This is a genomic window from Curtobacterium sp. VKM Ac-1395 (assembly GCF_015350975.1).
In the GTDB taxonomy this organism is placed as follows: domain Bacteria; phylum Actinomycetota; class Actinomycetes; order Actinomycetales; family Microbacteriaceae; genus Curtobacterium.
Genome location: NZ_JADKRX010000002.1, coordinates 293,473 through 317,418, shown reverse-complemented (window position 1 = coordinate 317,418; position 23,946 = coordinate 293,473). Strand labels below are relative to the sequence as shown.

At 71.0% G+C, this 23,946-nt stretch carries 22 protein-coding genes; 3 read left to right on the top strand and 19 right to left on the bottom strand.

The window, feature by feature from the left end; genetic code table 11:
• Positions 1 to 8 precede the first annotated feature (8 nt).
• From aroB to ITJ68_RS06105, 9 genes are all read right to left on the bottom strand, one after another.
• Complete coding sequence (gene aroB, locus ITJ68_RS06145) at positions 9 to 1,106, bottom strand: 3-dehydroquinate synthase (protein WP_416354637.1); 1,098 nt, start codon at positions 1,104 to 1,106, stop codon at positions 9 to 11.
• The gene (locus ITJ68_RS06140) at positions 1,103 to 1,660 is read right to left on the bottom strand and encodes a shikimate kinase (protein ID WP_416354642.1); all 558 of its coding nucleotides are present in this window, start codon (positions 1,658 to 1,660) and stop codon (positions 1,103 to 1,105) included. Before ITJ68_RS06140 ends, aroB begins: the two co-directional genes overlap by 4 nt.
• Complete coding sequence (gene aroC, locus ITJ68_RS06135) at positions 1,654 to 2,874, bottom strand: chorismate synthase (RefSeq protein ID WP_194660416.1); 1,221 nt, start codon at positions 2,872 to 2,874, stop codon at positions 1,654 to 1,656. The genes ITJ68_RS06140 and aroC overlap by 7 nt, the downstream gene beginning before the upstream one ends.
• Positions 2,875 to 2,931: 57 nt before the next feature.
• Positions 2,932 to 4,527, bottom strand: a complete 1,596-nt coding sequence (mltG, locus tag ITJ68_RS06130; RefSeq protein ID WP_194660415.1) for an endolytic transglycosylase MltG — start codon at positions 4,525 to 4,527, stop codon at positions 2,932 to 2,934.
• A 65-nt stretch (positions 4,528 to 4,592) separates the two neighbouring features.
• Entirely contained in the window at positions 4,593 to 5,039 is a 447-nt protein-coding gene (gene ruvX / locus ITJ68_RS06125; RefSeq protein WP_194660810.1) for a Holliday junction resolvase RuvX, read from the bottom strand.
• An 8-nt stretch (positions 5,040 to 5,047) separates the two neighbouring features.
• Complete coding sequence (gene alaS / locus ITJ68_RS06120; protein ID WP_194660414.1) at positions 5,048 to 7,705, bottom strand: alanine--tRNA ligase; 2,658 nt, start codon at positions 7,703 to 7,705, stop codon at positions 5,048 to 5,050.
• Between the two features lie 92 nt (positions 7,706 to 7,797).
• Entirely contained in the window at positions 7,798 to 7,995 is a 198-nt protein-coding gene (locus ITJ68_RS06115) for a hypothetical protein (RefSeq protein WP_194660413.1), read from the bottom strand.
• 121 nt (positions 7,996 to 8,116) lie between these two features.
• Positions 8,117 to 8,746, bottom strand: a complete 630-nt coding sequence (gene rpsD, locus ITJ68_RS06110) for a 30S ribosomal protein S4 (RefSeq protein WP_194625521.1) — start codon at positions 8,744 to 8,746, stop codon at positions 8,117 to 8,119.
• A 235-nt stretch (positions 8,747 to 8,981) separates the two neighbouring features.
• A complete protein-coding gene (locus ITJ68_RS06105) occupies positions 8,982 to 10,355 on the bottom strand; it encodes a replication-associated recombination protein A (protein ID WP_416354636.1) in 1,374 nt (457 codons plus the stop codon).
• A gap of 94 nt (positions 10,356 to 10,449) precedes the next feature.
• Here ITJ68_RS06105 and ITJ68_RS19510 point away from each other — a divergent pair, with 94 nt between their 5' ends.
• Together ITJ68_RS19510 and ITJ68_RS06095 are read left to right on the top strand one after the other, a co-directional pair.
• Positions 10,450 to 11,268 (top strand): peptidylprolyl isomerase, encoded by an 819-nt coding sequence (locus ITJ68_RS19510; protein WP_194660412.1) that lies wholly within the window; start codon positions 10,450 to 10,452, stop codon positions 11,266 to 11,268.
• Positions 11,269 to 11,380: 112 nt separating this feature from the next.
• The gene (locus tag ITJ68_RS06095; RefSeq protein WP_194660411.1) at positions 11,381 to 12,613 is read left to right on the top strand and encodes a DUF349 domain-containing protein; all 1,233 of its coding nucleotides are present in this window, start codon (positions 11,381 to 11,383) and stop codon (positions 12,611 to 12,613) included.
• A 73-nt stretch (positions 12,614 to 12,686) separates the two neighbouring features.
• Here ITJ68_RS06095 and ITJ68_RS06090 read toward each other — a convergent pair whose 3' ends face one another.
• The 5 genes from ITJ68_RS06090 to ITJ68_RS06070 form a co-directional block, all read right to left on the bottom strand.
• Positions 12,687 to 13,649 carry a bifunctional riboflavin kinase/FAD synthetase gene (locus ITJ68_RS06090; RefSeq protein WP_194660410.1) on the bottom strand — a complete coding sequence of 321 codons (963 nt, stop codon included), beginning with the start codon at positions 13,647 to 13,649 and terminating at the stop codon, positions 12,687 to 12,689.
• An 11-nt stretch (positions 13,650 to 13,660) separates the two neighbouring features.
• Entirely contained in the window at positions 13,661 to 14,110 is a 450-nt protein-coding gene (locus ITJ68_RS06085) for a hypothetical protein (protein ID WP_194660409.1), read from the bottom strand.
• Between the two features lie 71 nt (positions 14,111 to 14,181).
• On the bottom strand, positions 14,182 to 14,547 hold the full coding sequence (locus tag ITJ68_RS06080; protein WP_194660408.1) for a hypothetical protein: 366 nt from the start codon (positions 14,545 to 14,547) through the stop codon (positions 14,182 to 14,184).
• Positions 14,544 to 15,485, bottom strand: coding sequence for a tRNA pseudouridine(55) synthase TruB (gene truB, locus ITJ68_RS06075; RefSeq protein ID WP_194660407.1), 942 nt, complete (start codon positions 15,483 to 15,485; stop codon positions 14,544 to 14,546). Before truB ends, ITJ68_RS06080 begins: the two co-directional genes overlap by 4 nt.
• A 22-nt stretch (positions 15,486 to 15,507) precedes the next feature.
• Complete coding sequence (locus ITJ68_RS06070; protein WP_194660406.1) at positions 15,508 to 15,954, bottom strand: hypothetical protein; 447 nt, start codon at positions 15,952 to 15,954, stop codon at positions 15,508 to 15,510.
• A 94-nt stretch (positions 15,955 to 16,048) separates the two neighbouring features.
• On the opposite strand from ITJ68_RS06070, the gene ITJ68_RS06065 reads away from it, so the two are divergent.
• Positions 16,049 to 16,915, top strand: coding sequence for an A/G-specific adenine glycosylase (locus ITJ68_RS06065; protein ID WP_194660808.1), 867 nt, complete (start codon positions 16,049 to 16,051; stop codon positions 16,913 to 16,915).
• 61 nt (positions 16,916 to 16,976) lie between these two features.
• Here ITJ68_RS06065 and rbfA read toward each other — a convergent pair whose 3' ends face one another.
• The 5 genes from rbfA to ITJ68_RS06040 form a co-directional block, all read right to left on the bottom strand.
• On the bottom strand, positions 16,977 to 17,438 hold the full coding sequence (gene rbfA, locus ITJ68_RS06060; protein ID WP_194660405.1) for a 30S ribosome-binding factor RbfA: 462 nt from the start codon (positions 17,436 to 17,438) through the stop codon (positions 16,977 to 16,979).
• A gap of 112 nt (positions 17,439 to 17,550) precedes the next feature.
• Complete coding sequence (gene infB / locus ITJ68_RS06055; protein WP_194660404.1) at positions 17,551 to 20,382, bottom strand: translation initiation factor IF-2; 2,832 nt, start codon at positions 20,380 to 20,382, stop codon at positions 17,551 to 17,553.
• Between the two features lie 74 nt (positions 20,383 to 20,456).
• Positions 20,457 to 20,795, bottom strand: a complete 339-nt coding sequence (locus tag ITJ68_RS06050; RefSeq protein WP_194660403.1) for a YlxR family protein — start codon at positions 20,793 to 20,795, stop codon at positions 20,457 to 20,459.
• Between the two features lie 140 nt (positions 20,796 to 20,935).
• A complete protein-coding gene (gene nusA / locus ITJ68_RS06045; RefSeq protein WP_194625511.1) occupies positions 20,936 to 21,928 on the bottom strand; it encodes a transcription termination factor NusA in 993 nt (330 codons plus the stop codon).
• A gap of 237 nt (positions 21,929 to 22,165) precedes the next feature.
• Complete coding sequence (locus ITJ68_RS06040; RefSeq protein WP_194660402.1) at positions 22,166 to 23,917, bottom strand: proline--tRNA ligase; 1,752 nt, start codon at positions 23,915 to 23,917, stop codon at positions 22,166 to 22,168.
• Positions 23,918 to 23,946: the final 29 nt, after the last annotated feature.

Sequence of the window (23,946 nt, the reverse complement as noted above, 5' to 3'; positions counted from 1 at the left end):
CGACGGGGCTAGGCGCCGACCTCCTGGTAGGCGGTGAAGAGCAGGTGGTCCTCTGGGCCCTCGAGCGTGACGGGCTTGCCGATGCCGTCGAGCACGATGAACCGGAGCATGCCGGCGCGGGCCTTCTTGTCCCGACGCATGGTCGCCAGGAGCGACTGCCACCGGCCGAGCGGGTAGCTCGTCGGCAGCGACAGCGACTCGAGGATCGACCGGTGCCGGTCGACGGTCGCGTCGTCGAGGTGCCCGGTGAGGCGTGCGAGCTCGGCGGCGAAGACCATGCCGACCGACACCGCTGCCCCGTGCCGCCACTGGTAGCGCTCGGCGTGCTCGATCGCGTGCCCGAGCGTGTGCCCGTAGTTCAGGATCTCCCGACGCCCCTGCTCGGTGAAGTCCTCCGACACCACCTGCGCCTTGAGCTGGATCGCGAGCTCGACCACCCGGCGGAACTCGGGCGTCGAGGGGTCGGTGGCGCGGTCGACGTCGGCCTCGACTATGTCGAGGATCTCGGGTACGGCGATGAACCCGGCCTTGACGATCTCGGCGAACCCGGTCAGCACGTCGTTGCGCGGCAGCGTGTGCACCAGGTCGAGGTCCACGACGACGGCACGGGGTGCGGAGAACACCCCGACCAGGTTCTTGCCCTCGTTCGTGTTGATGCCCGTCTTGCCACCGACGCTGGCGTCGACCATGCCGAGCACGCTCGTCGGTACGGAGAAGTACGGCACGCCGCGCAGCCACGTCGCGGCGACGAACCCGGCGAGGTCGGTGACGGCTCCCCCGCCCAGGCCGATGACGGCATCGGTCCTGGTGAAGTCCGACTGCCCGAGGATCTGCCAGCAGAACGCGGCGACCTCGACGCGCTTGGCGGCCTCGGCGTCGGGCACCTCGGCGATCAGGGCCTCGAAGCCGGCCTCGACGAGTCCGGCGCGGAGCTCCTCCGCGCGGGCACCGAGCGTCGGCGCGTGCACGATCAGCACCTTGGCGACCCGCGGTCCGAGCAGCGCGGGCAGGGACCCGAGCAGGCCGGTGCCGACCGCGACGACGTAGCCGTCCGCACCGCCGACACGGATCTCGGTGGTGCCTTCTGGCAGGGTCGTCTCGGTCACGGTGCTCCTTCGGTGTGGTCGCTCCGCAGCCAGGCGACGACGTCCTCGACGACGTGGGCCATGGGGCGACGAGAGGTGTCGACGACCACGTGCGCGAGCTCGGCGTAGGTCGCCGCGCGGTCGTCGAGGATGGTCTGCCAGGCGTCGATGCCGCCGGACGCCAACAGCGGGCGGTCGGACCCGGCGATGCGGTCGGCGACGGCCTCGGGCGAGACGGTCAACAGCACCACGCGTGCGCCGTCCATCGCCCGGCGGGTGTCCGCGTGCGTGACGGCACCGCCACCCACGGCGATGACGCCGCCGGTGCGCATGGCGACGGCGACCGCGTCGGCCTCGAGCGCCCGGAACGCAGGCTCACCCCGGTCGGTGAAGATCGCGGGGATGGGACCGTGCTCGCGCGCGATCACCCGGTCGGTGTCGGTGAAGGGCACGCCGAGCCGCTTCGCCACGCGCTTGCCCACGGTGGACTTGCCGGCACCCATCGGGCCGATCACGACGACGGGCGCGGTGCCGCGTCGGCCGTGGTCGTCCCCCACCGGTCCGGCGCTCACCAGGTGCTGGAGGGCTCAGCCGGCTCGGTGCGGCGGGAACGCAGGGTCTCGGGGATCGACGCGAGGTACGACTCCAGGTTGCGCTTGGTCTCGACGACGTTGTCGCCGCCGAACTTCTCCAGCACGGCGTCGGCCAGCACGAGCGCGACCATGGCCTCGGCCACGACGCCGGCGGCCGGCACCGCGCAGACGTCCGAACGCTGGTGATGCGCCGAGGCGTCCTCACCCGTGGTGACGTCGATGGTGTGGAGCGCGTGCGGGATCGTCGCGATCGGCTTCATGCCCGCGCGGACGCGGAGCACGGTGCCCGTGGACATGCCGCCCTCGGTGCCGCCGGCACGGTCGCTCGTGCGGATGATCTCGCCGTCCTCCCGGTACAGCTCGTCGTGGGCCTCGGACCCGCGGCGGCCGGCGGTCTGGAAGCCGTCACCGACCTCGACGCCCTTGATGGCCTGGATGCCCATGATCGCGGCGGCGAGTCGTGCGTCGAGGCGACGGTCCCACTGCACGTGCGACCCCAGCCCGGGCGGAACGCCGTAGAACAGCACCTCGACGACGCCGCCGAGGGTGTCGCCGTCCTTCTTGGCGGCTTCGACCTCGGTCACCATGCGCGCCGAGGTGTCGGCGTCGAAGCACCGGAGCTGGTCGTCGTCGAGCCGGTCGACGTCGTCGGGCATCGGCAGCGCCGACCCGTCGGGCACGCGGACGCTGCCCACCTGCAGGGTGTGGGCGACGGAGCGGATCCCGAGTTCGGCGAGGAACGACTTGGCCACGGCACCGAGCGCGACGCGGGCCGCGGTCTCGCGGGCGGAGGCACGCTCGAGGATCGGCCGGGCCTCGTCGAAGCCGTACTTCTGCATCCCGACGAGGTCGGCGTGGCCGGGACGCGGCCTGGTCAGCGGAGCGCTGCGCCCACGGGAGGCCTCGGTCTGCTCGACGGGCTCGGGGTTCATGACCTCGACCCACTTGGGCCACTCGGTGTTGCCGATGCGGATCGCGATGGGGCTGCCCATCGAGTACCCGTGCCGGACACCGCCGGAGACGTGGAGCTCGTCCTGCTCGAACTTCATGCGGGAGCCACGGCCGTAGCCGAGCTTGCGCCGCGCGAGGTCGGTGCGGATGGACTCGAACGACACGGGGACACCGGCGGGCAGGCCCTCGAGCATCGCGATCAGTTCGGGTCCGTGGGACTCACCTGCGGTCAACCAACGAAGCATGGTGCCATCCTCCCACAGCCGTCGGGACCGGGACACGATCGTCCCGGTCCCGCGCGGCTACTGGTACGAGGGGTGTGCGCGGAGCCAGGCCTGGAACTGCTTGACGGCCTGCAGGTGCTGGTCGTACGTGTCCGAGAAGGTCGTCTCCCCGGACTCGAGGTCGACCGTCACGAAGTACAGCCAGTTGCCCGTGGCCGGGTGCGTGACGGCCTGCAGCGCGATGTCACCCGGGTTCGAGATCGGTCCGGGCGGCAGTCCGTCGTGCTGGTACGTGTTGTACGGGTTCGAGGCGTCGTCCCGCTCCGCGTCGGTCGTCGTGACCCGGTGCGTGTTGCCGGTGCCGTACGCCACGGTGGCGTCGGACTGCATCCGCATGCCCTGGTCGAGGCGGTTCTGGAACACCCGCGCGACCTTCGGGTAGTCGGCGGCGAGCCCGGCCTCCTTCTGCACGAGCGAGGCGAACACGAGCACGTGCTCCTGGTCGGCCTCGGCCACACCGGCGGACTGCAGGTGCTGCTTCATCGTGTCGACCATCGACTGGAAGTACTGCTTCGCCGACCAGCCCGGGTTGATCGGGTAGGTCGCCGGGAACAACCAGCCCTCGAGCGACGTCACGCCGGACGGCAGCCCGTACGCGCCGACGTCCTTCGCGGCGGCGGAGACCTCGTCCTCGGTCAGGCCGGCCTTCGACACCATGCCGGCTTCGATGTCCGCCAGGACCGTGCCCTCGGGGATGACGATCGAGGCGTCCTCCACCCGGTTCGCCTTGTCCTGCAACGCCGACAGCGCCGCCTTCGAGCTCATCTTCTTCTTCAGCGCGTACGAACCCGGCTGGAACTGCACGCTCGGGCTCGCGAGCAGGAGCTTGTAGAACACTCCGGACGTCTTCACGACACCGCTGCGCTGCAGCGTCTTCGCGACGTCCTCGCCGATGTCGCCCTGCTTGATCGTGATGGTCACCTTCGAGGTGCCGTCGCCGGAGTAGTCCTCCGGCTCCTTGTCCCCGCTGAACGCCGCGACGACCTGCTGCACCTTCGGCGCCGCGAACGCGTACGCGCCGACGCCGGCAGCGACGACGATCGCCACGATGACGATCCCCGCGATGAGCGCGCCACGTGAGCGGCGGTGCGGCTCGTGGGGACCACGCGGCGGACGGGAGGCTCCCCCGCCGCCGTCACGGCCGTCACCTCCGCCGCCTCCCGCAGCGCCGCCACCGTTGCCGGTGCCGCGGTCGGCCTCACCGTCGTCCGCCACCGCTGCCGGTGCGACCGCGGCGGCGAGGTCGTCGCGGTGCGTCACGCCAGCGTCGTCGTCGCGTCCCGACGCGTCCACGTCGAAGCGGTTCCGGGACGCGGGCGTCGGCGACTGGGACACCGTCTGCTGCGGTGTCGGCTGCTGCCGTGTCGGCTGCTGCTGTGTCTGCTGCTGCTGCTGCTGGGGTGCGGTCGAGCCGGCCGTCTGCGCGTCGCGCGCCGCTGCCGCTTCCCTGGCACGGGCCTCCCGGCGGGAGAGCGGCCGACCGGCGGGCGGTTCCCCGCCATCGGGGCTGTCGGTGCGGTCATCTGGTGCGCCGTCCCGGCGGGAGCGGTGGCCCCGTCGATCGGCGTCGTTGCCGGTCGCGATGATCGCGTTCCAGTCCAGGTCGTCTGCCAACGGTCCTCGATCTCTCGGTGGGAACTCCGCGGGGCTCCGTCGCTTCGGTGACGACGAGGGCAGCCCTACTCGGGGAGCGTGGCCCCAGGCGGGGCGCCGGACGAACGCTCGTGGTCGAGCGCGTGTTGCAGAATGATAACAGCGGCCGCTTGGTCGATCACGGCCCGCGAGTTCTTCGTGGTCCGGCCGGCCGCTCGCATGCCCCGCTGGGCCGTGACGGTCGACAGACGTTCGTCGACCAGGCGCACCGGTCGGTGCTCGGCGATCCGGGCCGCGAACGCCCTGGCGTCCGTCGTGGACGGGGTGTCGCCGCCCGACATCGACAGCGGCAGGCCGACCACGACCTCCAGCACGTCGTACTCGTCGGCGATCGTGAGGATGCGCCGCAGGTCGTGCTTGTCGTCACGCCGGACGGTCTCGACCGGGGTGGCGATGAAGCCGTCGCGGTCGCACACGGCGACCCCGATCCGGGCGCGGCCGACGTCGATGCCGAGCCGGCGTCCGGACCGGATCGTCACGCTCAGGCCGCGAGCCGGTCGGTGACCGCGCGGAGCGCCGCCGGCAGTGCCGCCACGTCGGTGCCGCCGCCCTGGGCGAGGTCGGGCTTGCCACCGCCGCCACCGCCGAGGACCGCGGCGGCTTCCTTCGCGAGGGGGCCAGCCTGGACGCCCGCGCTGCGTGCGGCGTCGTTCGTGGCGACGATGACCGCCGGCTTGCCGTTCACCACGGCGCCGAGGACGACCACGGCCGCCTCGGTGCCGAGCTGTGCGCGCACGCTGGTGGCGAGCGACCGGAGCTCGTCGGCGGACTTCAGCCCGTCGACCGTCTCGGCCACCACGGTGGCTGTGCCGATGGTCGTCGCGAGGCGGGTGATCGCCGGCACGCGCTGCTGCAGGCCGGCGGACTCGAACTCCGCGATGCGCTTCTGCGCGACGCGGAGGTCCTCCATCAGGGACTGCACGCGGGCGGGCAGGTCGTTCCGGGGGGCCTTCAGCGCACTGGAGAGCTGGGACACGATGGTGCGCTCGACCGCGAGCTCCCGGAAGCCCTCGAGCCCGACGAGGGCCTCGACGCGACGGTTGGTCGACCCGACGCTGGACTCCCCGACCAGGTTGACGAGGCCGACCTGGGCGCTGGAGGCAACGTGGATGCCACCGCAGAGTTCGCGGGACCAGGGGCCGCCGATGTCGACCATGCGGACCTCGGCACCGTACTTCTCGCCGAACAGCGCCTGCGCGCCGAGTGCCCTGGCCTCGTCGATCGGCAGGATGCGCGTGGAGACCGCGAGGTCGGAGCGGATCGCGCTGTTGACCACCTCTTCGATCTCGGAGCGGGTCTCGAGGGAGACGGGCTGGCTCCACGAGAAGTCCAGGCGCATGTAGCCGGACTTGTTGTAGGAACCGGCCTGCAGTGCCTCGGGGCCGAGGACGTCGCGGAGCGCGGCGTTGACGAGGTGCGTCGCCGAGTGCGCCTGCGTGGCACCACGGCGGTACTCGGCGTCGACGACCGTGGTGGCGGGGGCGCCGACCGCGACCTCACCGGAGCGGACCTGGACGGTGTGCGACCACAGACCGGTGACGGGCTTCTGGACGTCGAGGACCTCGAGGTCGAAGCCGTTGCCGATGATCGAGCCCTGGTCGGCGTCCTGGCCGCCGGACTCGGCGTACAGGCTGGTCTCGCTGAGGATGACCTCGGCGATGTCCCCGACGACGGCACGGTCGACGCTGACGCCCCCGACGATGATGCCGAGCACGCGGGACTCGGCCTGGAGTGCGTCGTAGCCGAGGAAGGTGGTCTCACCGGCGGCACGGAAGGCGCTGTAGACGCTGAGGTCCGCGAGCGCGGTCTTCTTGCTCTTGGCGTCGGCCTTGGCCCGGGACCGCTGCTCGGCCATGAGGGTGTCGAAGGCGGTGCGGTCGACGTGGACGCCCGCTTCCCCTGCCATCTCGAGCGTCAGGTCGATCGGGAACCCGAACGTGTCGTGCAGCAGGAACGCGGTGTCGCCGCCGATCGAGGGACGGCCGTCCTGCTTGGCACGGTCGACCGCGACGTCGAGGATCGTGGTGCCCTGCGCGAGCGTGCGGAGGAAGGTCTCCTCTTCTGCGTAGGCGATGCGTGCGATGCGGTCGTAGTCGGACGCGACCTCGGGGTAGGCGTCCTTCATGGCGTCGCGCGACGCGGGGAAGAGCGACGGGAACGTCGCGCCCTCCACCCCGAGCAGGCGCATGGCACGCACGGTGCGGCGCAGCAGGCGTCGGAGGATGTAGCCGCGGCCCTCGTTCGACGGGGAGACACCGTCGGCGATGAGCATGAGCGCGGACCGGACGTGGTCGGCGATGACGCGCATGCGGACGTCGTCCTCGTGCACGGCGCCGTAGCGACGACCGGACACCTCGGCGGCCTTGTCGAGGACCGGGCGGACCTGGTCGATCTCGTACATGTTGTCGACGCCCTGCTTGATGAAGGCGACGCGCTCGAGCCCCATGCCGGTGTCGATGTTCTTGTTCGGCAGTTCGCCGGTGATCTCGAAGTCGTACTTCGAGCGCACGTCCGCGATCTGGTACTGCATGAACACGAGGTTCCAGATCTCGACGTAGCGGTCGTCGTCGGTGGCCGGCCCGCCGTCGATGCCGTACGCGGGCCCACGGTCGAAGAAGATCTCCGAGCAGGGGCCGGCCGGCCCGGGCTGCCCGGTCGACCAGTAGTTGGTGTCCTTGCCGAGGCGCTGGATCCGCTCGTCGGGCAGCGTGGAGTGCTGCTTCCAGAAGGCGATGGCCTCGTCGTCGTCCTCGTACACCGTGACCCAGAGGTCGTCGGCGGAGAACCCGAGCCCGCCGTCGGGCTCCGGTGACGTCAGGAACTCCCAGGCGTACTGGATCGCCTGCTCCTTGAAGTAGTCGCCGAAGGAGAAGTTGCCGTTCATCTGGAAGAACGTGCCGTGCCGCGGGGTCTTGCCGACCTCTTCGATGTCGTTGGTGCGGATGCACTTCTGGACGCTCGTGGCGCGGGGGTACGGCGACGGGACGAGCCCGGTCAGGTACGGGATGAACGGGACCATGCCGGCGACCGTGAAGAGCAGCGAGGGGTCGTCCGAGACGAGCGAGGCGGACGGGACGACGGTGTGGCCGCGGTCACCGAAGTACTGGAGCCAACGGCGGCGGATCTCTGCGGTCTGCATGGTGCTTCCTGATGACGTGGGACGAGGCGGGGGCCGTTGGAGGTGACGGCGCTGGGGGTGACGGCGCTGGGGGTGACGGCGCTGGGGGCGTGTCAGTCGTCGGTGCGGAGCTCGGCTTCGCGCGAGCGGTAGCCGTCGACGACGGCACCCGTGAAGGCCTTCGTGCGGGCATCGACCTGCGCGAGGAACGTGCCACCGCCGGACCGGGCACCGCCGGAGGTCACTCCGACGCGGTTGGCGACGACGAACCCGATGAGCACGCCGATGACGACGAAGAACAACTGCTTCACGGTGGCTCCCTCTCGCTGGCGCCGTGGCGCGCGTCAGACCAGCTTAGTCGCCGCCCCGGGAACGCCGAACGGCGAGCCGTCCGCTGTGGACGACCCGCCGTTGACGGTGTGGTGCTGTGGATCAGCGAGCTGCGTAGTACTCGACGACGAGCTGGACTTCACAGGTCACGGGGACCTCGGCACGCTTCGGGCGACGCACGAGGCGGGCCTGGAGCTTGTCGATCTCGACCTCGAGGTAGCCCGGCACCTTCGGGAGGACTTCCAGGTGGCCACCGGCAGCGGCGACCTGGAAGGGCTCGAGCGACTCGGAGCGCGGCTTGACGTGCATCAGCTGGCCCTCCTTGACGCGGAAGGAGGGGCGGTCGACGAGCTTGCCGTCGACGAGGATGTGACGGTGCACGATCAGCTGACGGGCCTGCGACGTGGTGCGGGCGAAGCCGGCACGCACGATCAGGGCGTCGAGGCGGGTCTCGAGCAGCTCGACGAGGTTCTCACCGGTCAGGCCGGTGGTCTTGCGGGCCTCTTCGAAGACGATGCGGAGCTGCTTCTCGCGGATGCCGTACTGGGCGCGCAGACGCTGCTTCTCACGGAGGCGGACGGCGTAGTCGCTGTCCGCACGACGGCGCGTACGGCCGTGCTCACCGGGCCCGTAGGGGCGCTTCTCGAGGTAACGGGCCGCCTTCGGCGTCAGCGGGATGCCGAGCGCGCGCGACAGGCGGGTCTTGCTGCGGGTGCGTGACTTGGTAGACACAGGGTCCTTTTCTCTGTACTGAACTGAACTGAACACGGGTCTCGGCACGCGCACGTGTCGACGACCCCGTGAAGGGATCCAGAGGGATGAGCCTGTGGGATCGGACGGCTACAGTCCGAACCTCTGCCCCCGTGCTGCATCTGCAGCACTCTGTCCCCGACGCAGCCGCACGTGGGGACCAGGACGTAGGCCCGCCAACGATAGCAGGGTTCGGGCGGGCGCAGAAGCGCCGCGCTCACTCGCCGCGGGTGATCTTCCGGAGGCGGTCGAGACGCGGGCCGACTTCTCGTTCGTAGCCGTTCGTGGTCGGGGTGTAGTACTCGGTGCCCTCGAGCGCGTCGGGCAGGTACTGCTGCTCGGCGACCCCGTGCTCGGCGTCGTGTGAGTACACGTACCCCTTGCCGTGCCCGAGGCGCTTCGCCCCGGCGTAGTGGGCGTCCCGCAGGTGGTTCGGCACCACGCCCATCCGACCCGCCTTGACGTCCGCCATCGCGGCGTTGACGCCGTTGTAGGCCGCGTTCGACTTCGGGGCAGTGGCCAGGTACACGACGGCCTCGGCGAGGGGGATGCGGCCCTCGGGCATGCCGATCAGCTGGACGGCCTGCGCGGCGGCGACGGCGATGGGGAGCGCCTGCGGGTCGGCCATCCCGATGTCCTCGGCCGCGGAGATGATGATGCGGCGGGCGATGAAGCGCGAGTCCTCGCCGGACTCGATCATGCGCGCCAGGTAGTGCAGCGCGGCGTCGACGTCGCTCCCCCTGACCGACTTGATGAAGGCGCTGATGACGTCGTAGTGCTCGTCGCCCTGCCGGTCGTAGCGGAGCAGTGCCCGGTCCACCGCGGCTGCGACGGTGTCGGCGTCCACCACGGGGACGGTGTCGTCGTCGTCCTCCTGCGCAGCGGTGGCGGACGCGGCCGCTGCTTCGAGCGCCGTGAGTGCACGCCGGGCGTCACCGGACGCCAGCCGGACGATCGCCGCGCGGGCTTCGTCCCCGAGGACCACCCCGCCGCCGAGCCCGCGGGCGTCCTCCACCGCGCGGTCGACGAGCATGCCGAGGTCGGCGTCGGTCAGCGGCTTGAGCGTGAGCAGCAGGGACCGGGACAACAGCGGGGAGATCACCGAGAACGAGGGGTTCTCGGTCGTCGCGGCGATGAGGATCACCCAGCCGTTCTCGACCCCGGGCAGCAGGGCGTCCTGCTGCGCCTTGCTGAAGCGGTGGATCTCGTCGAGGAACAGCACGGTCGTGGACCCGTAGAGGTCACGGTGCGTGAGGGCCTTCTCCATGACCTCTCGCACGTCCTTGACGCCGGCGGTGACGGCGGACAGCTCGACGAACTCCCGTCCCGACTGCCGGGCGATGGCCTGCGCGAGGGTGGTCTTGCCGGTGCCGGGTGGGCCCCAGAGGATGACGGAGACGCCGCCGGGGTTGTCCCGCGTGCCGGTGGCGAGCTGCACGAGTGGTGAGCCCCGTCCGAGCAGGTGCTGCTGCCCGGCGACTTCCTGCAGGCTGGTGGGACGCATCCGGACCGCGAGCGGGACGGACCCCTGCGCGAGCCCGACGCGGCCCCCGGTCGTGGGCGCGTTCATGCCCGAGCGATCCGATGCCATGCCGCAATCGTAGGCGCGTCCGCCGACACCGGATCCCACCGGGACCGGTCCGATACGCTCGTCGCACACTGCGACGAGAGGGCAGACCAGCACCGTGGCACCGAAGAACCAGGCGCGCGAGACCCGCGAGGCACGCGAGCGGCTCCGACTCTACGAAGCACGGCAGGGCCTGCACGACCGACAGCGACGTCGTCGGCGCCGGGACGACGTCGTCGGGGTCGTGGCCCTGGTGGCGGTCGCCGCCCTCGCCACCGGTTCGCAGCTCCTGTACGCGGGGTCACACGCCAGCCAGGACCCGACCCCGTCGGCGTCCGCCAGCGCGACCGCCACCCCGACGCCGTCGGCGAGTGCCACCGCGGCGAACACCGGCGACGTCCCGAGCAGGTCGATCGCGAAGGGCCGCACCTGGACCGGTTCGCTGACCCTGAACAAGGACGTCCGGCTCGGGATCGAACTCGACGGCAGGCGAGCGCCCCAGGCCGCGAGCGTCGAGATCGACCTGATCCGCAAGCAGTTCTACGAGGGCACCACGTGCCACCGCCTCGCCGCCAGCGCCGACTTCCGCTTCCTGCAGTGCGGCTCGGCGAACGGCGACGGCACCGGTGACGCCGGCTTCCAGTACGGACCGATCGAGAACACGCCGAAGGACGACCGGTACGAGAAGGGCACCATCGCGATCGCGCGGAGCGCCTCCACGTACTCGCAGTCCACGCAGTTCTTCATCGTCTACGGCGACACGACGCTCGACGGCTCGACCGGCGGCTACACGGTCGTCGGCAAGGTGACCAGTGGCCTGTCGGACCTGGAGGCGGAGATCACGTCGAAGGGCGTGGAGGACGCCGGCAGCGACGGCACCGGCACGCCGGAGGTGGCCACCACCATCACCGGTGCCACCATCGCCGAGCAGCGGTAGTCCACAGCCCGACGCATCCGCGGGCCGCGGGGGCCGCCGGTGCAATAGGGTGGCTTCCTGACCGTGCCGACGGCGACGTCGGTGATGCACGACCACGATCGAGGCGAGACCTGTGGGATCTGACGAAGCAACGACCTGGGGGCGGGTCGACGAGGCCGGCACCGTGTACGTCCGGTACCAGGACACCGAGCGTGTCGTGGGTGAGTACCCCGACGCGACCGCCGAGGAAGCACTCGCCTACTTCGCGCGGAAGTACGCCGACCTCGAAGGCCAGGTGAAGATCGCCGAGCAGCGCGTGCAGCGCGGGGCGTCGGCGAACGACGTCGCACGTACCGTCGAGCACCTGACCGCCCTGGTCACCGAAGCCCGCGTCGTCGGCGACCTCAAGTCGCTCGAGGACCGGGTCGCCGTGCTCGCTGAGCAGCTGGGCTCGCTCACCAAGGAGCAGGCCGAGCAGAACCAGGCAGCCCTGGCCGAGGCACTGGCGTTCCGCGCCGGCCTGGTCGAGGAAGCCGAGGCGCTCGCGGCGGTGGACCCGGCGCGCGCGCAGTGGAAGCAGATCACCGCGCAGCTCGACGACGTGTTCGCGCGCTGGCAGCAGCACCAGCACGACGGCCCCCGGATCCCGAAGAACGAGGCCAACGAGCTGTGGAAGCGCTTCCGTGCCGCCCGCTCGACGGTCGACCAGCACCGCCGCGCCTTCTACTCGGAACTCGACGCCCAGCACCGCGACGCCCGCACCCGCAAGCAGGAGCTCGTCCAGCAGGCCGAGGCACTCGCGTCGCGCGGCTCCGACGCCATCCCGGCGTACCGCCAGCTGCTCGACGACTGGAAGCAGGCCGGCCGCGCCGGCAAGCGCCACGACGACGCACTCTGGGCACGCTTCAAGGCCGCCGGCGACGTCCTCTTCGAGCAGCGCCACGCCGAGAGCAGCGCGGAGAACGAGGAGTACTCGGCCAACCTCGAGGCCAAGCTCGCCATCCTCACCGAGGCCGAGCCGCTGCTCCAGCAGCGCGACCGCGTCGCCGCCCGCAAGACCCTGACGGACATCCAGCGCCGCTGGGACGAGGTCGGCCGGGTCCCCCGCGCCGACGTCCGCCGCGTCGAGGACCGCATCCGCGCGATCGAGGAGCACGTCAAGGGGCTCGAGGAAGCGCACTGGCGTGAGTCGAACCCGGAGCGCAAGGCACGGACGACCGGCCTCGCGAGCCAGCTCGAGGACGCCATCGGCAAGCTCGAGGGCGAACTCGAGTCGGCGAAGGCCTCCGGGGACGCCCGCAAGATCAAGGACGCCCAGGAAGCCCTCGACGCCCGCAAGATCTGGCTCGACGCCCTGGGCAGCTGAGCACCGACCGACACACCACGAGACCCCCACGAGCGCGCGGCTCGTGGGGGTCTCGTCGTCCCGGGAGCGTGGCTCAGACGGGCGCGGACATCCCGAGGAGCAGGCGGATGTCGAGGTCGTCCTGGCGCATCTGGGCGGCGAGGTCGTCCATCGAGCCGAACTTCACCATGCCCCGCACGAACGAGACGAAGAGCACCGAGATGGTCTCGTCGTACAGGTCGATGTCGACGTCGAGCAGATGGGCCTCGATCTGCTTCGCCGGCACGCCCTCGAACGTCGGGTTGTTGCCGACCGACACCGCAGCCGGGTAGGTCGTGCCGTCGTACAGCACGCGTGCGGCGTAGACACCGTCGTCGGGCACGAAGCCCTCGCACGCCGGGTCGAGGTTCGCCGTCGGGTAGCCCATGGCGCGTCCGCGTTGGTTGCCCCGCACCACCGTGCTGCGGACGGCGTGGTCGCGACCGAGCAGTCGTGCGGCCTCGGCGACCCGCCCCTGGCTGAGGAGCTCCCGGATCCACGTCGACGAGACCCGGCGTTCACCGTCCGGGCGGACGTCGTCCACCAGGTCGACGTCGTCGATGAGCTCGACGGCGAAGCCGTGCTCGGCCCCGAGGGTCCGGAGCAGGGCGACGTCGCCGGCGCCCTTCGCGCCGAAGCGGAAGTCGCTGCCGACGAAGAGGAGCTTCGCGTGCAGGGTGTCGACGAGGATCTTCGACACGAAGGCCTCCGGCGACCAGGACTGCAGCTCGTCGTCGAACCGGAGCAGGAGGGTGGCGTCGACCCCGACGGCTTCGAGGAGCTCACGGCGCTGCGCGATGCTGGTCAGCGCCGGCGGCACACTGACGGGGTCGATGACGCTGAGCGGGTGCCGGTCGAAGGTGACCACCGTCGACACCAGCCCGTGCTCGGCCGCCGCCCGCTCAAGATGCGCGATCACTGCACGGTGCCCGACGTGGACCCCGTCGAACTTGCCGATCGTGACGGCGCTCGGGCCGAAGCCCTGCGGCACGTCTGCGGCGTCCTCGTAGAACTGCATCGCTCCCCCGTTCACTCGCCGGCCGCCACGACCGGCTGCTCGGCAGGGCCTGCCGCCGCGCCCGCCGTGCGGTGGTGCTTCCGGAGCCACCAGAGTCCCGCGATCGGGAGGACCAGCGGTGCGAAGGCGTAGCCGAGGCCGTAGTACGACCAGATGGTGTCATCGGGGAACAGCTGGCGGTCGAGCAACGACAGGGTGCCGATGACCAGCACGCCGGTCATCTCGAAGACGATGGTGACGCAGGCGACGCGGTACCAGGCACGGCCGGGCACGATCAGCGCGATCATCGCCACGATGTACACGACGGCGGCGATGGCGCTGAGCGTGTAGGCGAAGGGCGCGAACGAGAACTTCTCGGCGATCTGGACGACGCTGCGGCCCGTCGCGGCGAGGGCGAGGATGCCGTAGACGGCGATGAGGACGCGCCCGACACCGGTCGCGAGGGAGGACTTGGTCGCCATTGGACCGATTCTACCGACGTGCGGGCCGTCCCCAGTACGGCATCGGCCACGGGGCGCGTCCGGACCGCTCGTCAGTTCAGCGCGAACCAGATCTGGTACATCCGGTAGACCATCACCGCGACCGTGAAGGCACCGGCACCGAGGACGACGGTGCTCCACCGGGTGCGGTCGACGAGCGCCCAGACGATGGCCGCGGGTGGGACGAGCAGCACCGACACCGCGTACACCCAGAACTCGAGCACGTTCCCCTGCGGCGGGTTGCCCACGGCGGGTGCCACCAGGGCCACGACGAGCTGCGCCACGAGCAGCAGCTCCACGAGGGCGAGCGACCCGACCGTGGCGTCGTTCGGCTTCCACCCGATGAAGCCGACCACGACGGCGAACAGCCCCACGACCACGGCGAGCACGACCTGCACCCACGTGAACCACTCGATCATGCGTTCGCTCCGGTCGGGGTCGGGAAGTTCGTGATGACGCGGAGCAGTCCACGGCGGACCGAGACGAGCCCGATCAGTCGGTCGTCCCGGGCGGACACCGCGGCGACGGGGCCGTCGGTGTCGGGGTGGTCGGCGCCGACCCGCTTGCCGTCGGAGAGGTCCTTCGCGGCGATCGCGTCGAGGGCGACGACCGGGAAGAGCTCGCGGGCGATGGCGGCCGGGCGGGCGAGGGCTGCGCGGACGTCGACGGCGTCGTCCTCGAGGTCGATGGCGTCCTCGACGGAGAAGGGCCCGACGAGCGTGCGCCGCAGCGCCGTGAGGTGCGCTCCGGTCCCGAGGGTCGCGCCGATGTCCCGCGCGAGGGCCCGGACGTACGTGCCGGAGGAGCAGGAGACGACGACATCGAGGTCCACGACGTGCGTCTCGGCACCGAGGCACGTGACGACGTCGTCGCCCCGCGCGGTGACCTCGAAGCGGGAGACGGTGACCGACCGGGCCTTCAGCTCGACGCTCTCGCCCTTCCGCGCCAGGTCGTAGGCACGACGACCGTCCACCTTGATCGCGCTGACGGTGGACGGCACCTGCGAGATCGGACCCCGCTGCAGGGCGACGGCGGCCTCGACGGCGGCGTCGGACACGTCCGCGTCAGCCACCCCGGCCGCGGCGGTCGGGGTGCCGTCAGCGTCGTCGGAGTCGGTCGACACACCGAGGCGGATCGTCGCCGTGTAGGTCTTGTCGAGGCCGACCAGGTGCGTGAGCAGCCGTGTCGACGGGCCGGCGCCGAGCAACAGCAGCCCCGTCGCCATGGGGTCGAGCGTGCCGGCGTGCCCGATCTTCTTCAGGTCGAGGCGTCGCCGGGCGATGGACACCACACGGTGACTCGAGATCCCCTGTGGCTTGTCGACGAGGAGGATGCCGTCTGCAGCGGTTTCGAGCACCCGAGGAGAGTAGCAGCGCCCGTCAGCAGGCGTCGTTCCACTCGCGCCGGGGGTGCTCCGGGTCGGTGACGTCGAGCACCGCCGAGGCGGCGATCTTCACGTCGGCGCGACGCTCGAGCCGACCGGACTCCTGCTCGACCCACATCGACCAGCGCCAGAGTGCGCGAGCACCATGCCCGAGCACCCCGTGGCCGTGCACGACGAGGACGCCGTCACCGGCACCGGTCGTGCGGAACGGCGCGACGAGGTCGCTGCGCAGCACGTCGACGTCGGAGGAGGGAGCCGCTGCGGCCATCGCGGAGATGCCGTGCTGCTCGAACCCCGCGACGAGTGCGGCGGCCACGTGCTCGAGGTCGGTGCCGTCCTGGCCGTCGATGCCGACGACGGTGCGGTTCGTGCCGACCTGTGCGATCACCTCCGCAGCGATCGCGGCCATCGTGTCGGTCTCTTCGGGTGCCCAGCGTGCCATGCACCCACCGTAGGCTGTCGTGGTGAACGCGAGCGGAGCCTCCCACCCGGTTGTGGACAGCGGTGACCGTCCACAGGACGCCCCCCGACCCGACATCGCGACCCCGCTGATCGCGTGGTTCCGCGCCGAGGCGCGCGACCTGCCATGGCGTCGGCCCGGTTTCCCGGCGTGGGGCACCCTCGTCAGCGAGATCATGCTGCAGCAGACACAGGTCGCGCGCGTGGTCCCCCGACTGGAGGCGTGGCTCACCCGGTGGCCGACGCCTCGCGATCTCGCGGACTCCCCTCCGGCGGAAGCGGTGCGTGCCTGGGACCGGCTCGGCTACCCGCGGCGCGCACTCGCGCTGCACGCGGCGGCGACGGTGATCGCCGAGCAGCACGACAACGTGGTCCCGCGGGACGTCGACGCCCTGCTGGCACTGCCCGGCATCGGCGACTACACCGCCAGGGCCGTGGCGGTCTTCGCCTACGGGGACCGGCACCCCGTCGTGGACGTCAACGTCCGGCGGGTGCTCGCCCGGGCACTGCTCGGCGAGGGGCAGCCCGGCCCGGCGAACGCGAAGAAGGACCTGCCGCTGATGGCGGCGGTGCTGCCGGACGACCGCGACGACGCTGCCGCGACCAACGCGGCGGTGATGGAGCTCGGGGCGCTCGTGTGCGTGTCCCGCTCCCCCGCGTGCGACGCCTGCCCGATCGCGGACCGGTGCGCCTGGCGTGCGGCGGGCTACCCGGAGCACGAGGGTCCGCGGGCACCACGGCAGGCGGCGTTCGCCGGGAGCGACCGCCAGGTGCGCGGGCTGGTCATGGCCGAACTCCGCGCGAGTGACGTGCCGGTCACGCCGGACGAGATCGCGATGGTCTGGCCGGACGCCGACCAGCGGGACCGGGCGCTCGCGTCGCTCCTGCGCGACGGCCTCGCGGAGGGCGACGACGCGAGCGGCTACCGGCTCCCGCAGTCCTGACGCGCGACGACGGTCCCGACGCGGACGTCGGTCTCGACGTGGAGCGTGCCGCGTCGACGACTCAGGCGCGCGTCGGGTCCTCGTCGGACTCGGTGTCGTCGTCCTCGTCGTCGTGCTTGTACGGGTCGGCATCGCCGGCGTACACGGCGCCCTCGGCTGCTGCGCGGACCTGCTCGTCGCGCATCTGGGCCTGCACGAGCAGGTCCTCGAGGTGCGCGGAGGTGTCGGGCAGGGCGTCGGCGATGAACTCGAGCGACGGGGTGAGCCGCGCGGTGATGTTCTTGCCGACCTCGGAACGGAGCAGCCCGGTGGCGGCCTTCAGTGCCGCAGCGGAGTCGGCGCGCTCCTCGTCGGTGCCGTACACCGTGTAGAAGATCGAGGCGTGCTGCAGGTCACCGGTCACCCGGACGTCGGTGATCGTCACGAAGCCGAGGCGCGGGTCCCGCAGGCCCTTGTCGATGCGGCGTGCGACCACCTCCTTGATGCGGTCGGCCATCTTGCGTGCGCGCTGCGGGTCAGCCATGGGGTGCCTCCTGAGGCAGGGGCGGGACGGAGCGTCCCGCGGGTGGTTCCTGGTCGAACGGGGTGAGCCCCGGCCTCCCGTGAGGGAGGCCGGGGCTCGGGTGGTCACACGATCAGTCGCGCGGCTTCTCGACGAGCTCGGTGGTCTCGATCTCGTCGCCGGGCTGGATGTCGTTGAACTTGCCGAGACCGATGCCGGCCTCGTAGTCCGTGCGGACCTCGGTGACGTCGTCCTTGAAGCGACGGAGCGACTCGATCGCCAGTCCGTCGGCCAGGACCACACCGTCACGGATGACGCGCGCCTTGGCGTTGCGCGTGATCGTGCCGGAGCGGACGATGACACCCGCGATGTTGCCGAACTTCGAGGACCGGAAGACCTCGCGGATCTCGGCGACACCGGACTGCACCTCTTCGTACTCGGGCTTGAGCATGCCCTTGAGGGACTGCTCGATGTCCTCGAGTGCGTTGTAGATGACCGAGTAGAACCGGACGTCGATGCCTTCACGCGCCGCACGCTCACGGGCCTTGACGTCCGGGCGGACGTTGAAGCCGATGACGATGGCGTTGTCGATCGTGGCGAGGTCGATGTCCGACTCGGTGATCGCACCCACACCGCGGTGCAGGATGCGCAGCTGGACGCTGTCGTCCACCTCGATGTCGAGGAGCGACTGCTCGAGTGCCTCGACGGCACCGGAGACGTCACCCTTGATGATGAGGTTGAGCGAGTCGACCTTGCCCTCTTCGAGTGCACGGGTGAAGTCCTCGAGCGAGATGCGCTTGCGGGCCTTGGCCAGCTGGGCGTTGCGCTCGGCCGCTTCACGCTTCTCAGCGATCTGACGGGCCGTACGGTCTTCCTCCGTGACCAGGAAGGTGTCACCGGCGCGGGGCACCGAGGACAGACCCTGGACCTGCACCGGGCGGCTCGGCGTGGCGGCCGAGACCGGGTTGCCGTCCTCGTCGGTCATCGCACGGACGCGGCCGTAGGCCGTGCCCGCCACGATGGCGTCACCGACGTGGAGCGTGCCGGACTGGATGAGCACGGTCGCGACGGCGCCGCGGCCCTTGTCCAGGCGCGCTTCGATCGCGACACCGCGGGCGTCCTTGTCGGGGTTCGCACGCAGGTCGAGCCCGGCGTCAGCGGTGAGCAGCACGGCGTCCAGGAGGTCCTGGATGCCGATGTTCTGCCGCGCGGAGACGTCGACGAACATGACGTCGCCGCCGTACTCCTCGGCCACCAGGTTGTACTCGGTGAGCTGCTGGCGGACCTTCGCCGGGTTGGCGCCGTCCTTGTCGATCTTGTTGACCGCGACGACGATCGGCACGTTCGCCGACTGCGCGTGGTTCAGGGCCTCGATCGTCTGCGGCATGATGCCGTCGTCCGCCGCGACCACCAGGATCGCGATGTCCGTCACCTGCGCACCACGGGCACGCATGGCGGTGAAGGCCTCGTGACCGGGGGTGTCGATGAACGTGATCGGACGGTCGATGCCCTCGTGCTGCGCGACGATCTGGTACGCACCGATGTGCTGCGTGATGCCGCCGGCTTCGCCCTCGACCACCTTGGAGTTGCGGATGGCGTCGAGCAGGCGGGTCTTGCCGTGGTCGACGTGACCCATGACGGTGACGACCGGGGGACGCTGCTGCAGGACGGAGTCGTCCTCGTCGGCGTACTCGGCGTCGATGTCGATGTCGAAGCCCTCGAGGAGCTCGCGGTCCTCGTCCTCGGGCGAGACGACCTGGATGCGGTAGCCGAGCTCCTCGCCGAGGACCTCGAAGGTGGCCTCGTCCAGGGACTCGGTCGCGGTCGCCATCTCACCGAGGTGGAACAGCACCGTCACCAGGTTGCCGGGGCTCGCGTCGATCTTGTCCGCGAAGTCCGAGATGCTCGCACCACGACGGAGACGGATGACCGTGTTGCCGTCGCCACGAGGGACCTGCACGCCGCCGAGCGACGGCGCCTGCCGCATCTCGTACTCGGCGCGCTTCGTCCGCTTCGACTTGCGGGCACGGCTCTTGCCGCCACCGCGACCGAAGGCACCTGCGGTACCGCCACCGGGGCCACGACCACGGCCGCCGCCACCGGCGGGACGCGGGCCGCTGAACGCCGGACGCGGGAATCCGCCACCGGCGCCACCGGCACCCGGACGTGCGCCACCGGGGCCGCCACGACCGCCGCCGCCCTGGCCCGGGCGCTGCCCGAAGCCGTTGGGACGGTTGGCCTGACCGGGACCACCCGGACGCGGAGCACCCGGGCGGGGTGCGCCCGGACGCGGGGGCTGCGGGCGGGGGATGCCCGACCCACCAGCGGCACCGGGAGCACCGGCGGGACGCTGTCCCATGCCCTGGTTCGACGCGAAGGGGTTGTTGCCGGGGCGCGGCGGGCGCGAGCCCATGCCCTGGTTCGACGCGTAGGGGTTGTTGCCGGGACGGGCACCCGGCTTCGGGCCACCCGGCTTGGGACCGGCTGCGGACGGCTTGGCGCTGCCCGGCTTGACGGCGTCGTTCTTGGGGGCGTCATCGGTCGACGACGACTCACCCGTCGACTCGGCGGCCTTCTCGGCTTCCTTGGCCTTGCGGGCAGCCTCAGCTTCAGCCTGACGCTGCGCGACGGACTTCGGTGCCGGCGTGACGGGCACGTCGGACTCCTCGGGCTGCCGCACGGGGGCTTCGGGCTCCGGGGCCGGCGCGGGACGCTTCGGTCCGGGCTTCGGGCCACCGGGCTTGGGCGCAGCCGATGCCGCCGCGGGGGCGGGGGCTGCGGCGGGCTTCGAGGACGCTGCTGCGCTCTCGGCCTGCAGGGCAGCACGGAGCTTCCGTGCCACGGGGGGTTCCACGCTCGAGCTCGGTCCCTTGACGAATTCGCCAAGCTCCTTGAGCTTCTCGAGTGCGGTCTTGCTGTCGACGCCGAGTTCGCTTGCGATCTCGTGTACGCGTGGTTTCGCCACTGTTCTCCTTCACGGGTCCCACCCCGTCAAGGGGCAGGACTCACTGGATGATGGGTCTCATTTCGAGCCGCTCATCAGTTGTCCATAAGCCGTTCAGCCTGTTCTGTCGTGTCCGTGCGCTCGTCCGCGTCGATCTGCCGCTCGTGGATGGGTTCCACTTCGGGCAGACGCCGCAGGTACTCGAGCACCGCAGACGTGTCCGGTTCACGTCCCAGCCGCAGCGCCCGGCGGAAAGCCCGGCGCTTGACGGCCAGTTCGTACGCTTCGACGGTCGGTGTGAGCCACGCCCCCCGGCCCGGCATGACTGCCTTCGGATCCGCCACCACGAGGCCTTCGCCCAGGGCGACGACTCGGAGGAGGGAGGATCGGGGTGCGCGACGGCGACTGCCGATGCACGTTCTGACGGCGACCACTCTACTCCCTGCCTCCGACGACCGCGATCCGGCGCGCCCGGAGGGGCCTCGCCACGAGCGAAACGCCGGTTCCGCTGCTCAGTTCCGGTCTCAGTCCTCGTCGAGGATCGAGCCTCGACGACCTGCCTGGATGTCGATCCTCAGTCCTCGTCGAGGATCGAATCCGGCTGGATGTCGATGCGCGCACCGGTCAGCTTGGCGGCGAGGCGGGCGTTCTGCCCTTCCTTGCCGATCGCGAGCGACAGCTGGTAGTCCGGCACGAGGGCGCGGACGGCCTTCGTCGAGGCGTCGAGCACGAACGCGCTCGTCACCTTCGCCGGCGACAGCGCGCTGGCCACGAAGGTCGCCAGGTCCGAGGACCAGTCGACGATGTCGATCTTCTCGGCACCGAGCTCGGTCGTCACGGCACGCACGCGGGCGCCGAGCTCACCGATGCAGGCACCCTTGGCGTTCACGCCGGGCTCGTTCGCCTTGACGGCGAGCTTCGTGCGGTGACCGGCCTCGCGGGCGAGCGAGGTGATCTCCACCACGCCGGACGCGATCTCGGGGACCTCGAGGGCGAACAGCTTGCGCACCAGACCCGGGTGGGTACGGGAGACGATGATCTGCGGGCCCTTGTGGCCGCGGCCGACGCTCGTCACGTACACGCGGATGCGCGAGCCGTGCGTGTAGGACTCCCCCGGCACCTGCTCCTCGGGCGGCAGGATCGCCTCGACGGTGCCGAGGTCGACGTGCACCATCTTCGGGTTCGGGCCCTGCTGGACCACACCGGCGACGATGTCGCCTTCCTTCCCGCGGAACTGGCCGAGGATCTTGTCGTCCCCGATGTCACGCAGGCGCTGGTTGATGACCTGCTTCGCCGCGAACGCCGCGATGCGACCGAAGTCGCTCGGCTGGTCGACGGCTTCGCCGATGACGGTGCCCTCGTCGTCGCGCTCCGGCACGAAGACGCTGACCTCACCGGACTTGCGGTCGAGCTCGACGCGGGACTGTGCGTCGGCCGGCTCGCCGTTCTCGTCGGTGTGCTTGTGGTAGGCCGTGAGGATGGCCGACTCGATGATCTGGACGAGTTCTTCGAACGGGATCTCCCGTTCACGCTCCATGAGTCGCAGGACTGCGAGATCGATCTTCACCGAGGGCCTCCGTATTCAGATGAGTCGCTCCTGCACACTGGAACCGCGCAGAAGTCGGCGTCCAGACTACCGCACTGCGGGTCGCCCACCTGCGCCGGTACGGACGGTGGGCGCACGCCGCCGGTTCCGGGACGACGCGCCGACGGCACCCCGGCCGCACCGGACGGGAGGCCCGGTGCCAGCTGGCACCGGGCCTCCCGTCCGTGTCCTGGTCGCGACCAGGGCTGGCGTGCGCCGCTAGATCGCGCTGACGGCCTCACGCAGCTGCGCGACCGGCACCTCGGTGCGGTCGCCGGTCACGCGGTTCCAGAGCTCGACGATGCCGTCGGCTGCGCCGCGGCCCGCGACGACCACGATCGGCATGCCGAGGAGCTCGGCGTCGCGGAGCTTGACGCCCGGGGAGACCTTCGGACGGTCGTCGTACAGGACGTCGTAGCGGTCGCCCTCGAGCTCGGCGACGATCGACTCCGCCAGGTCGTAGGCGGTGGTGTCCCTGCCGGTCGCGACCACGTGCACGTCGAACGGGGCGACGTGCTTGGGCCATGCGAGGCCCTTCTCGTCGTTGTGGGCCTCGGCGAGGATCGCGAGGATGCGCGTCACGCCGATGCCGTACGAGCCCATCGTGACGGTGGCGAGCTTGCCGTTCTCGTCCTGCACCTTGAGGCCGAGTGCCTCGGCGTACTTCCGACCGAGCTGGAAGACGTGCCCGATCTCCATGCCGCGGGCGATCTCGAGCGGGCCGGAGCCGTCGGGTGCGGGGTCGCCGGCACGGACGTCCGAGATCTCGACGACGCCGTCGGCCACGAAGTCACGACCGGCGACGAGCCCGGCGACGTGGATGCCGCGCTCGTTGGCGCCGGTGAGCCACGCGGTGCCGTCGACCACGCGGGGATCGACCACGTAGCGGATGCCGGACGCGCTGTCGGCGCCGAGCACCTGCGGGCCGATGTAGCCCTTCACGAGGCCGCGGTGCTTCCGGAAGTCGTCGTCGCCGGCGGCTTCGACCTCGGCCGGGGCGAAGGCCACCTCGGCGCGCTTGAGGTCCACGTCGCGGTCGCCGGGCAGCCCGACGACGACGAGCTCACGCGTGCCGTCGAGCTGCGTGAGCGCGAGCACGACGTTCTTCAGGGTGTCCGCGGCGGTCCAGGGAGCACCGTCGCGCGGGGCGACCTGGTTCGCGTGGTCGACGAGCGTCTGGATCGTGGGGGTGTCGGCGGACGGGAGCAGCACGGGCTCCGCCTGGCCGTCGATCGGCAGGGCGTCGGGCACGGCGGTGACGTAGGCCTCGACGTTCGCCGCGTAGCCGCCGGCGCTCCGCACGTAGGTGTCCTCGCCGACGGCGATCGGGTGCAGGAACTCCTCGGACTTCGAGCCGCCCATCGCGCCGGCGTCGGCCTTGACGATCGCGTACTCGAGGCCGAGGCGGGTGAAGATGCGCTCGTAGGCGTCGCGCATCGTCTGGTAGCTGCGGTCGAGCCCCTCGTCGGTGACGTCGAACGAGTAGGCGTCCTTCATCGTGAACTCACGGCCACGCAGCAGGCCGGCGCGCGGGCGGGCCTCGTCGCGGTACTTGTCCTGGATCTGGAAGAGCGTGACGGGGAGGTCCTTGTACGAGGAGTACAGGTCCTTCACGAGCAGGGCGAACAGCTCTTCGTGCGTGGGCGCGAGGAGGTAGTCGGCGTCCTTGCGGTCCTTGAGTCGGAAGATGCCGTCGCCGTACTCGGTCCAGCGGTTGGTGGCCTCGTACGGCTCACGCGGGACGAGGGCCGGCAACAGCACCTCTTGTGCACCTGCGCGCTCCATCTCCTGACGGATGATGCCCTCGATGCGCGCGCGGACCCGGAGGCCGAGCGGCAGCCAGGCGAAGATGCCGGGGGCCTGGCGACGGATGTACCCGGCGCGGACGAGGAGCTTCGCGCTCGTCACCTCGGCGTCGGAGGGGTCGTCGCGGAGCGTACGGAGGAAGAGATGCGAGAGCCGTGTGACCACGACGCAAGCCTAGCGGCGCGCAGCGGACC